Annotated in this window: 9 protein-coding genes; 2 read left to right on the top strand and 7 right to left on the bottom strand. The window is 54.1% G+C overall.

What is annotated here, in order from left to right; translation table 11 throughout:
• Positions 1-202: 202 nt before the first annotated feature.
• The 6 genes from NI000_RS29125 to NI000_RS29100 form a co-directional block, all read right to left on the bottom strand.
• The gene (locus NI000_RS29125) at positions 203-1,063 is read right to left on the bottom strand and encodes an inositol monophosphatase family protein (RefSeq protein ID WP_253414855.1); all 861 of its coding nucleotides are present in this window, start codon (positions 1,061-1,063) and stop codon (positions 203-205) included.
• Positions 1,064-1,290: 227 nt separating this feature from the next.
• Entirely contained in the window at positions 1,291-2,058 is a 768-nt protein-coding gene (gene fabI / locus NI000_RS29120) for an enoyl-ACP reductase FabI (RefSeq protein WP_063185635.1), read from the bottom strand.
• Between the two features lie 105 nt (positions 2,059-2,163).
• Positions 2,164-3,156, bottom strand: a complete 993-nt coding sequence (gene uvsE, locus NI000_RS29115) for a UV DNA damage repair endonuclease UvsE (protein ID WP_253414854.1) — start codon at positions 3,154-3,156, stop codon at positions 2,164-2,166.
• A 143-nt stretch (positions 3,157-3,299) separates the two neighbouring features.
• Positions 3,300-3,617: a hypothetical protein gene (locus NI000_RS29110; RefSeq protein WP_253414853.1), complete on the bottom strand. Its 318-nt coding sequence runs from the start codon at positions 3,615-3,617 to the stop codon at positions 3,300-3,302.
• Between the two features lie 88 nt (positions 3,618-3,705).
• A complete protein-coding gene (locus tag NI000_RS29105; protein ID WP_253414852.1) occupies positions 3,706-4,836 on the bottom strand; it encodes a D-alanine--D-alanine ligase in 1,131 nt (376 codons plus the stop codon).
• A 118-nt stretch (positions 4,837-4,954) separates the two neighbouring features.
• Positions 4,955-5,977, bottom strand: coding sequence for an amidase domain-containing protein (locus tag NI000_RS29100; protein ID WP_253414851.1), 1,023 nt, complete (start codon positions 5,975-5,977; stop codon positions 4,955-4,957).
• Between the two features lie 234 nt (positions 5,978-6,211).
• Here NI000_RS29100 and acnA point away from each other — a divergent pair, with 234 nt between their 5' ends.
• On the top strand, positions 6,212-8,917 hold the full coding sequence (acnA, locus tag NI000_RS29095; RefSeq protein WP_253414850.1) for an aconitate hydratase AcnA: 2,706 nt from the start codon (positions 6,212-6,214) through the stop codon (positions 8,915-8,917).
• A gap of 88 nt (positions 8,918-9,005) precedes the next feature.
• Here the strand turns inward: acnA and NI000_RS29090 are convergent, their stop codons facing one another.
• Positions 9,006-9,752: an IclR family transcriptional regulator gene (locus NI000_RS29090; RefSeq protein WP_253414849.1), complete on the bottom strand. Its 747-nt coding sequence runs from the start codon at positions 9,750-9,752 to the stop codon at positions 9,006-9,008.
• 374 nt (positions 9,753-10,126) lie between these two features.
• Here NI000_RS29090 and NI000_RS29085 point away from each other — a divergent pair, with 374 nt between their 5' ends.
• A complete protein-coding gene (locus NI000_RS29085; protein ID WP_253414848.1) occupies positions 10,127-11,149 on the top strand; it encodes an alpha/beta hydrolase in 1,023 nt (340 codons plus the stop codon).
• Positions 11,150-11,194 lie beyond the last annotated feature (45 nt).

Below are 11,194 nucleotides of genomic sequence, written 5' to 3'. Positions count from 1 at the left end.
CCACATCTTCAACCTGTAATGCAAGTACTTTTTTTAAAGTTTTTTTTCGAAACTCTTCAAAAGCTTGTCCTTGCACCAGTTTGCGATGCCCCAGCTCACGGCCGGAAGACTAATATACCATGGCTCAAATCGAAAATCAACCCCTCTTTATAAAAAAGATACAAACCAGCGTTGGTTTGTATCTTAAGTCAGAAATATCGCTTTAAATTCCGGTGGCCGAAGCTGCCGACAGCTCCTGCTGAATTTCGTCGTGAATATGACCATTCGTAGCCAGGACATCGCGGACATGCAAGCTGTACGGCTTGCCTTCCGTATCTGTAACCTTGCCGCCCGACTCGGAAATGAGCAGAGCTCCGGCAGCCATATCCCAAGAATTTAATCCGATTTCCCAAAAGCCGCTCAATCGCCCTGCAGCTACATAGGCCATATGCAGAGCCGCAGATCCCGCCACGCGAAGATTCCTTACTTTAGGAGCCAACGCTTGAACGCCGCGCATGTTCACCGGCAGGGCGCCCGCCCGGTCCGCAGGGAATCCGGTGGCAACCAGACTGTCGATAAGCTTCGTTTCGGAAGAAACTTGCATGCGCTTTCCTTTGAGATAAGCGCCTTTTCCTTTCTCGGCGACATACAATTCGTTATGAACGGGATTGTAAACAACGCCGACAATGACCTCGCCTTTATGAGCAAGCGCCAACGATATGGAGAAAAAGGGAAAGCCGTGAACGAAATTCGTCGTGCCATCCAGCGGATCGACGATCCACAAATATTCGGCGTCTCTCAGCTGCTCCAGCGCTCGCTTGGAAGCTTCGGGACCAGGAGCGACTCCTTCCTCGCCCAAAACAACGTGATGAGGAAAATGCGTCTGTATCAAATTGCGAATCATCGTTTCAGCGCCCTTATCCACTTCCGTGACAAGATCGTGGGACGAATATTTGGTTTGCAGCTTGTTGAAGTCTCCGAGTTTGCTTTGAATCCATTCTCCCGCTTTGGAAGCGATGTTAATTGCGACCGCGGTAAAGCTTTTGCTGCCGACAGCAAAGGAGGGGATGTTGGAATTGGTCATTACTAATCATTCCTTTTCTATACCAATGAATAGAAGTATTTTTCAATCCTAGTGACATGGCAACAGATCGAATAGTATCAGTATAGTTAATATACGTAAAATATGCTACGGAGTTTCGTCCAGATAGGCAATCAAATGTGACAAAACCTTGATTTTTCCAAAACACCTAATTTATACAAGAAAACCACCCGCCGATATGGCGGATGGTTGTGTTATAAACCGGAGTATTAAACGCCGACAATATGGTAACCGCCGTCGACATAGATCACTTCTCCCGTAATCCCGCGGGACAGATGGCTCATTAAGAAGAGAGCCGTATCTCCAACCTCAGCGGTTTCGGTCGTGCGGCGCAGGGGCGCTTTTTCCTCGACGGTTTTCAGGATGGAGTTGAAATCTTTGATGCCTTTGGCTGCGAGCGTGCGGATCGGGCCTGCCGATATGGCGTTCACACGGATGTTATATTGTCCGAGGTCATTCGCCAAATAACGTACACTTGCTTCGAGGGCCGCCTTGGCGATCCCCATGACGTTATAGTTTTTCATAGCCCGTTCGGCGCCCAAGTAAGTCATGGTCATAATGCTGCCGCCTTCGGTCATAAGCGGATAAAGCTTCTGGGCCACAGCCACCAGGGAGTACGCGCTTATATCATGGGCTAAAGCAAAGCCGTCTCTTGACGTATTGACGAACAGCCCTTCCAGCTCCTCCGTGCGCGCAAAAGCGATGCTGTGCACAATGCCGTGCAGGACGCCAAACTGTTCTTTCAGGGCTCCGGCCAGCTTCTCGATATCTTCGTCCGAAGTAACGTTGCATGGCAGGACGACGGAGTTCGGAATCGTATCGGCCAGCTTCCGCACCCGCTCCTCGACCCGTTCGCTTTCATATGTAAAAACAAGTCTTGCACCGTGGCTCGCCAAAGATTGCGCAATCGCCCAGGCAATGCTGCGGTCGTTAGCGACCCCCATGACCAATATATTTTTGCCGGCAACCAAGTTCATATCCATCAGTTCCCCTCTCATCCATAAAATAGGGTTTGGACAACTTTCTCCCTTCTCAAGGTACTTTATTTCCACAAAGATTTCAAGAGTTCGGATATGCCGAAATTACAGCTCAAACGAGGCTTGGGACAATACCGTAATCCCTTCTTCCCGACCGATCGCTTCCATAAGATGAAACAGCGCCTCATCTTTCTTCTTAGCTTCAAGCATGATATCGAGCCGCGGCGTTGTCGGGGCGATGGCACGCAAAAAAGGCATGAGAATGCCGGTATCGATGAAATCGGCATGGCCGCGGGGATCTTTTTCGCTTTTGGGACTGGAGACATGAATTTTGGGCGGCAATTCGTGCGGAGGAGTCGCGGTATCCGCCTGCGCTTTCTGACCCTGCCATGTCTGCCGAATCCTCGGCCACAACTCTTCCGCCGCCTCTTCGCTCCGGTTCACTTGGTCGTGATGAATATCAAGCACCATCGGAACGCCGACCTCCTCGCATACCTCCAAGGTTTCGAGGGCGGTAAACGTCTTGTCGTCGTTCTCCAGCGTCATCCGCTCCCGAATCCGCTCCTCCAAAGCATCGAAATTGCGAATGAACCGTTCTCTTGCCGTTTTTTTGTTGCCGTACGTACCTCCGATATGAATGTTGCATTTGGCCGACGCGCCCAGTCCCATCGCTTCCAGCATGCGGACATGACGATCTAGATCGGCGAAAGAATGCCGCAGCACCTCCTCCCGCGGAGTGCTTAATACCGTAAAATGATCGGGATGAAAGCTGATTCGCATCCGATGCTCCTGGGCATAACTGCCAATTTCCGCAAACGATTCCGCCAGCTCTTCCATCGGGTCCCAATCGCTAAGCATCTCGTGGCCGACTAAGGGAATCAGCTTGGAGGAGCAGCGGTAAAGCTCGATGTCATGCGCCCGGTTATGCTTTAGAAGCCGCAGCGTGTTGTGAAGGTTCTCGGCGGCAAGCCGTTCCAGCTTGCGCAGCGCCGCATCCCGGTCGTCAAGCTTGGCGAAGTTGGTATAAGTCATCGTTTTGGAAGGCGAGGCATTCTGGACAATCATGGACATCGCTACGTAACCAAGACGAACGATCACGATACAATCACGCTCCCGAGAGTTAACTACTCCATAGCTTGTCCCCGGAAAGAAAAAAGCACCCTCTTCCATGACTGGAAAAGGATGCTGCCCTTGATGGTTTATGCACCATAATATTATGCAGGGTCGGCCGAATCTGCAGTCTACGCCCGCTCTCCGAAAAACATTTCGTGTGCCAATGACGTCTGGATGCGCGCTTCCTCTTCGTTCAGCTTGCGAACCAGCTCCATCTCGACCTGCGTCACTTCTTCGCCCTGAAAATTAATTTCGGCGATAGAGGCCAAAATTTTGACGATGGCAATGGCTTGGTTATCCGGCGTATAGGCGATGACTTTCTGTCCGGTAGGAAACACGCGGAAGCCGCTCTTCATCATTTTGCCGCGGCCGTACTCCAGCAGCTCGAACAGCTCTTGCTCGGATTTGAACTTGCATACAGAATTGAACTCGGTTTGAAATCCCATGAATTCGCTCCTTTCAGCCGTCTTTTAGCTTAAGCATATCGAACCTAGGAAGACAAAAGCAAGTCCGGCGGTTTGATCTATGCTAACGTTAGTCCAAGGTATACTCCAAGCGCTGCTTCTCGGCGTGACGCTCTAGCGCAAGACGAATCAAGTAGTCGATCAGCTCGCCGTAGGGCTTCCCGCTCTCGCGCCACAGCAGCGGATACATACTATGAGGAGTGAAGCCCGGCATAGTGTTTATTTCATTAATGAAGATTCTGTTGTCTTCTTTCCTCAGGAAGAAATCGACGCGGGACAAGCCCGAACCGTCGATAGCTGTGAAAGCCCGAAGAGCGAGCTCCCTGATTTCTTCCGCCGTCTCTTGCGGAATTTCCGCAGGAATGATCATGGACGAGGTGCCGTCGACATATTTGGCCTTGTAATCGTAAAACTCGCTGGAAGATACGATCTCACCGACGACGGAAGCTTGCGGCTCGTCATTGCCAAGTACCGCCACTTCCACCTCGCGGGCATTCACGAACTCTTCGACAATGACCTTGCGGTCGTAACGAAACGCTTGATTGACGGCGGCAAGCAGCTCTTCGCGGTTGCGCGCTTTGCTTACGCCGACGCTCGATCCGAGATTGGCCGGCTTGACGAAGCAGGGATACCCGATCGAGATTTCAATTTCCATCAGGAAATAGCTGTTGTCTTTTTCCCACTGGCTTCGCGTGAAGTGGCGGAAAATACATTGAGGCAGGCCTTCCTGGGCGAACATTTTTTTCATGCTGATTTTGTCCATGCCTACGGACGAAGCCAGCACCCCGGCGCCAACGTAGGCGATATTCGCCATTTCAAGCAGCCCCTGAATGGTGCCGTCTTCGCCGAACGTGCCGTGCAGCAACGGGAATACGACATCCAGCGGGGCAGACGGCGCAGAAGCGCCCGACACCTTGATCGGCGCGTCGGCGGAAGCCGGCCGGGCGGCAAAAAACGGCTGAAGGGCAAACTCTCCCGAAGATTCGAACGAGCCATCGAACGCAAGCGCTTCGACCGATTCGGCCGGCGCCGTAAGCTGCGGTCCCGAATGCCAGTCCCCTTGCTTGGTTATGTAAAACGGCTGCACCTCGTACTTGTTCAAGTCGAATGCTTTGATGACAGCCAGTGCCGTTTGGAGCGAAACTTCATGCTCCCCGGATTTGCCGCCGTAAATCAAGCCTACACGTATTTTGTCGCTCATAGAAACCTCCGGAAGTATGTTGATCCAAGCCGTCTAAAATCATGAAAAAGCGGGCTCCGTGCATGGCCGATGGCAGAAAAGCGAAGCCTAAGCTACGGCACTGCTAAATTCGGAAGGATTAAAAGGAATCGGATAATTGCAGGAAACGGTAGCGCGTTCGCTTCGTCCAAGCCGGGGAATCCGTATAGCTCCAGTACCGATGCTTGCTGTTGATCGTCTGAGCATTGACAAGCGGCATGCCGCTTGGGTCCTTGGCGGTAACAATGGTCGTATGCTGATACCGGCCGTCGCCGTCCCAGTCGTAGCTTATGATATCGCCCAAATCGAGCTGCTGCGGAGTCGCCACTTCTTGGGCCCGCAGCCCTCTGCGGCTCGTCAGCAAATAAAACTGCAGACTTTCGGCTACGGCCCAACTGAAGCTCCAGTGCTCCTGACCGCCGACCCGGCCTTTGTACCACCAGCCCGAATCCCTTTTACCAGTATAGTTCATAGGCGCTCCGCCTGCAAAGATGCATTGGGACACGTAATTGCTGCAGTTGACCTCAAAAGCAAGATAGGCCGGATTGGTTCTGTCCCACCACTGGTCGGCATAACGCACCGCTTCGAGCCGGTTGTAAGGGGTGCGGGTGGCGGCTTGCTGGAAATGCGAAATGATTTGAGTATTCAAATACGGTACGGAAGGGGCACGCATTAACCCGACGGCGGCAAACGAATCTTCCGCCTGCATGATCCCGCCCGCTACCGGAGGTTTTAGACGTATAGCCTGCTCCGTCTGAAGATATTCGATATGCACAACGGACCAGCCGTCCGACGCCGGGGAAAGGGTGATCCGTTCCTGCTCGATCCGCTGCTCTTCTTGGAGGGCCTGTCGAATCTCGCCGACGGTCGTCCGTCTGAGGGTTATGTCGGCTACGATGCCGTCTCCGCGTTCCGCCACTTGATCGACGGTGAGCCGGGTTTCGCTTTTGGTCGGTATGAATTGCCGCTGGCGGTCGGTGTCCGCCCGCCGGGCAAGCCTCCCGGTCTGCGCACGCAAATAGGCGGCATCCTCCACAAAGGGCAGCATCGGTTCCACGGAATAATCGATGTCCATTTGATTGCGATGATGTACATAATCGTAGAGGGTCGTTTTCCAAGACACGGCATCGGTCCCCTTTCATCGGAAGCCTGTACGGCTAAGATCGATTTATTTCAATAGAGCAGAAAACATTCATTCCCATGGTATGCGCGCCGCCGTATAAAAATGAGCGAAATCAACCTTTACGAAACGGCCTTTCAGCATGTATACTATAGCTATGGCTAATAATGAAATCAAGTTTCATACGATGAAACAAGATCCATGCAGCTGATTACTTGTCTAAGGAGGAATAGCACCATGTCTAAAAAAGACCAATTCTCGGTCCGCAAGCAGCTGAACGTTGGCGGTCAATCGTACAACTACTACAGCCTGCAGGCGTTTGAAGCGCAAGGCAACGGCCATGTGCAAAATCTGCCTTTCTCCATTAAAGTTCTGCTTGAAGCGGCGATCCGTCAATTCGACGGCAAGGCGATCACGGCAGAGCACGTGAAACAAATCGCCGGCTGGGCTTCCGAACGCGACGCCAACAAAGAAATTCCGTTCATTCCGGCACGGATCGTGCTGCAGGACTTCACCGGCGTACCGGTCGTCGTCGACCTGGCAGCCATGAGAGATACGATGAAACGGGCGGGCGGCGACCCGAAACGGATCAACCCGCTTGTTCCGGTCGACCTCGTTATCGACCACTCGGTTATGGTTGATGCCTTCGGTTCCCCGGACGCACTCGAATATAACGAACGCATCGAATTCGAACGCAATGAGGAGCGCTACCGCTTCCTGCGCTGGGCGCAAACGGCGTTTGACAACTTCCGCGCCGTGCCGCCGGATACCGGTATCGTTCACCAAGTTAACCTTGAGTATCTCGCATCCGTCGCAGCAACGAAAACCGTTGACGGCGAAACGGACGTTTATCCGGATTCCCTCGTCGGTACGGACTCCCATACGACCATGATCAACGGTCTGGGTATCGTTGGCTGGGGCGTCGGCGGTATCGAGGCCGAAGCAGGCATGCTGGGCCAACCGCTGTACTTCGTAACGCCGGAAGTTATCGGCTTCAAGCTGACCGGTACGCTGGCGGAAGGCGCTACTGCAACCGACCTCGCACTCACCGTAACCCAAATGCTGCGTAAAAAAGGCGTTGTCGGCAAGTTCGTCGAATTCTACGGCCCAGGCCTGAGCAACATCAGCTTGGCAGACCGTGCGACGGTAGCGAACATGGCTCCGGAATACGGCGCAACGATCGGTTTCTTCCCGGTTGACTCCGAGTCCTTGAACTACATGAGAGGCACGGGCCGCAGCGAAGAGCAAATCGCGCTTGTCGAAGCTTACTATAAAGAGCAAGGCATGTTCCGCACCGATGCAACGCCGGATCCGGTGTTCAGCGATACGCTGGAGCTTGATCTCGGTTCGGTTGTTCCGAGCTTGGCCGGTCCGAAGCGTCCGCAAGACCGCGTTGAGCTGACGAACATGAAGGAATCGTTCAACAGCATCATCCGCACTCCGATCGAAAAAGGCGGCTACGGCTTGTCCGACGAGAAAATCGCGGAAACGGTCGAAGTGAAGCATCCGAACAACGAAACGAGCAAAATGGGCACAGGCGCCGTCGTTATCGCAGCGATCACTTCCTGTACCAATACGTCTAACCCAAGCGTTATGCTGGGCGCCGGTCTCGTTGCGAAAAAAGCGGTAGCTCTCGGCCTCAGAAAACCGGGCTACGTGAAAAGCAGCTTGACGCCGGGCTCCCTGGTCGTTACCGACTACCTGAAAAAAGCCGGTTTGCTCGAATCGCTCGAAGCGCTCGGCTTCCACGTCGCCGGCTACGGCTGCGCAACGTGTATCGGTAACTCCGGTCCGCTGCCGGACGAAGTCAGCAAAGCGATTGCCGACAACGATATGACCGTAGCTGCCGTACTGTCCGGCAACCGGAACTTCGAAGGCCGCGTTCATGCTCAAGTAAAAGCCAACTACCTGGCTTCTCCGCCGCTGGTCGTTGCTTACGCTTTGGCCGGTACGGTCAACATCGACCTGGCGAACGATCCGATCGGCTACAACCAAAAGAACGAGCCGGTTTACCTGAAAGACATCTGGCCGACATCGCAGGAGATTCAAGAAGCGATCCAATCCGCAATGAGCCCTGCGCTGTACCGTGAAAAATACGCTAACGTATTCCGCTCCAACGAGCGCTTCAACGCGATCCAAGTTCCGGAAGGCGAGCTGTACGAATGGCCAACTTCCACGTATATCGCGAACCCGCCGTTCTTCGAGAACCTGGGCGCCGGACTGTCGGACATCGCGGATATCCGCGGAGCCAAGACGCTTGCGCTGCTCGGCGATTCCGTCACGACGGACCATATCTCGCCTGCGGGTAACATCAAAGTCGATAGCCCTGCCGGCAAATACTTGATCGAGCATGGCGTGAAGAAAGAAGACTTCAACTCCTACGGTTCCCGCCGCGGTAACCACGACGTCATGATGCGCGGTACGTTTGCGAACATCCGTATCCGTAACCAAGTGGCACCGGGCACCGAGGGCGGCGTAACGACTTACCTGCCGACCGGCGAAGTTATGTCCATCTATGATGCTTCGATGAAGTATCAAGAGCAAGGCACGAACCTCGTCGTTATTGCCGGTAAAGAATACGGCACAGGCAGCTCCCGCGACTGGGCGGCAAAAGGAACGTTCCTGCTTGGCGTGAAAGCCGTCATCGCGGAAAGCTTCGAGCGGATTCACCGTTCCAACCTCGTCGGTATGGGCGTGCTTCCGCTGCAATTCTCGGAAGGTCAAAGCTGGACATCGCTCGGCTTGACCGGCAGAGAAACGTTCGACATTACGGGTCTGAGCAACGACGTGCAGCCGGGTCAAAAAGTATCCGTCAACGTCACGCGCGAAGACGGCTCGAGCTTCAGCTTCGAAGCCATCGTCCGTCTGGACAGCTATGTGGATGTCGATTACTACCGCAACGGCGGTATTCTGCAAACCGTCCTGCGTCAAATCATGGCGTAAGACGAAGCCTTCCATATACAAAGAAGCCCCAATCCTCCTCGCGAGGCCTTGGGGCTTCTTTTTTTGCAATATGAAGCAGCTCCGTCGATTACTTCAGCATCTTGCCCATTCGGCGGGCGGCCTCCATCAAGGCAGGCGCATGCTCCTTCATCTTCTTGAGCGTCAGCCGGTTGGCCGGCCCCGACACCGCGAGAGCGGCAACCAGCCGCTGGGCGCGGCCGAAGATCGGCGCCGCAACCGCCGCGGCGCCGGGTTCGCGCTCCTCGACGCTGGTGGCGTAGCCCAGCGTCTTCACTTCCTCCAGCTGCTGCAAATAAGCAGCTGGGGATACCGCCGTCGGCCAGGACGGATCACGCAGCAGCAGCTGCTGCTCGTCCGAATCGGCGAAGGCGACGAGGATCTTGCTCGACGCGCCGACGGACAGCGGCAGTCTCGCCCCGATCGGAGCGACCCGGCGGATCGCCTGGTTGCTCTGAACCGCCTGCACGCGGACGCGCTCCATGCCGTCGCGCACGTACAAGCTGACGGTCTCGCCGACTTGGTCGCGCAGCCGCTCCATCTCCGGCAGCACGATCAGCGCCGGGTCGTCGCTGTGTGTCAAATTGGCGCTCAGCTCCCAAATCCGAAAGCCGAGACGATACCGCTCCGAGGCCGGATCACGGATGATGAAGCCTTTGCCTTCCAGCGAGGCCAGCAGCCGATGGACCGTGCTTTTGTGCAGCCCGACCCTTGCGGAAATTTCCGTTAAGTTCAAATCTTCCGCTTCCGTAAAGCAAAGCAATATATCCAGAGCCCGTTCGACAGCACGAACGGTTAGTTTGCCATCTTCGACCATATTCCCACTCCCCGAAAATCCGTTTCACTGGTTGAAATCTATTATAGCCGATTTACACGCGTTTTCCTATATGATGGTCGTTTCTTCTTCAATAAAATATTGTTTTTCCAGTAGTTGTAACAACAGATGTTACAGGGAGATTACAGAAAGTTTACATTTTTCGCGCAATATTGACGCCCGGCCATTCTCCCTATACTATAAAAATATAAGGATCTTACAAGCCTTGAATTTTCGGATCTGACCGCAAATGTATATCGCAAGTTTTTCCCTCCGATCGTTCGGATAAAAGCTCGCGTTTTCAAATCGTTATCTGGGCCGTATCCGACGTCATCCGCTACAGGCAGTCATCTTAGTTTTAATGGGAGGGATCCGGCATGGAAACCAATTCTTATTCACCCGTACCTTTAAACACCACTACGGTTGAAAGCGCTATCAAACGAATGACCTTCCTCAGAAGGCATCGGGGTCTGCTTCTTGCTCTGCTGTCCGTTCTGCTTCTGCTGTTCAGCTTAGCGATGGCCTTCCACGCTTATATTGCCTGGACGCTGGTCCGGCCGCATATCGATCCGCTGCGTTCGAATCCTGCCGCCGCCTTCGGCGCCGCTTACGAGGACGTGCAGTTTCCCAGTCTGAATGCCTCCTCCAACCTGTCCGGCTGGTACATACCGTCGAGCGCAGGAACGGCAGCTGCCCGGCAAACGATTGTGTTCTCGCACGGCTACGGCGGGAACCGCGAAGAAATCTGGGTGCCCATCTACGACTTGGCTAAAGCAGCCCACGATATGGGCTACAACGTGCTGATGTTCGATTACGGCTACGTCCAGCCTCAGTGGAACGTGACAGGCGGTTTGCGCGAATCGCAAGAGCTGTTGGGCGCCGTGCAGTACGCGAAGGACCGGGGAGCCGAAAAAGTGTTCGTCTGGGGCTTCTCGATGGGAGCCGGTACGGCTCTGCAGGCCGCGCTGCAAACAAAAGACATCGACGGGATGATTCTCGACAGCACCTTCGTGCTCGAACCGGACACCCTGTACCATAACATGAAGCAAGCGGCGAATTTGCCGAAGTTTTCTCAAAGCCTTGTGCACATGTTCTTCCCGCTGATCAATGGCGTCAGCTTGAACCAAGTGCCTTACGACAAAATGAAAGAGACGCAGTATTCGATGCCGATCTTCTTCATCCATGGCAAGAAAGATTTGCGGGCCCCGTACGAAATGGCGGAAGGCATCTTCCAGAAGCAAAAAGCGGACTCCGGCTCCTCGCTGTGGCTGCTGGAGAACGACGGGCACGAGCTGATCTACCGCGCTCACAGCAAAAGCTATCTGCAGATGACGACCGGGTTCCTCCGTACGTTGTCCTCCGCTCCGGCACAACCGCAGAAATATAATAAAGCCCGTTAGATAAATCAAACATAGCTGTACACCTCCCTGAATACAATGTTCCTG

This window comes from Paenibacillus tyrphae (genome assembly GCF_024158745.1).
Lineage (GTDB): Bacteria > Bacillota > Bacilli > Paenibacillales > NBRC-103111 > Paenibacillus_G > Paenibacillus_G tyrfis_A.
Note: the sequence above shows the minus strand (reverse complement) of the source record. Positions and strands in the feature narration are given on the sequence as shown.

Excerpts from the sequence above, each read along its gene's own strand:
- NI000_RS29125 (WP_253414855.1), bottom strand. The coding sequence starts at position 1,063 with ATGACCAATTCCAACATCCCCTCCTTTGCTGTCGGCAGCAAAAGCTTT.
- fabI (WP_063185635.1), bottom strand. The coding sequence starts at position 2,058 with ATGAACTTGGTTGCCGGCAAAAATATATTGGTCATGGGGGTCGCTAAC.
- NI000_RS29110 (WP_253414853.1), bottom strand. The coding sequence starts at position 3,617 with ATGGGATTTCAAACCGAGTTCAATTCTGTATGCAAGTTCAAATCCGAG.
- NI000_RS29105 (WP_253414852.1), bottom strand. The coding sequence starts at position 4,836 with ATGAGCGACAAAATACGTGTAGGCTTGATTTACGGCGGCAAATCCGGG.
- acnA (WP_253414850.1), top strand. The coding sequence starts at position 6,212 with ATGTCTAAAAAAGACCAATTCTCGGTCCGCAAGCAGCTGAACGTTGGC.
- NI000_RS29090 (WP_253414849.1), bottom strand. The coding sequence starts at position 9,752 with ATGGTCGAAGATGGCAAACTAACCGTTCGTGCTGTCGAACGGGCTCTG.
- NI000_RS29085 (WP_253414848.1), top strand. The coding sequence starts at position 10,127 with ATGGAAACCAATTCTTATTCACCCGTACCTTTAAACACCACTACGGTT.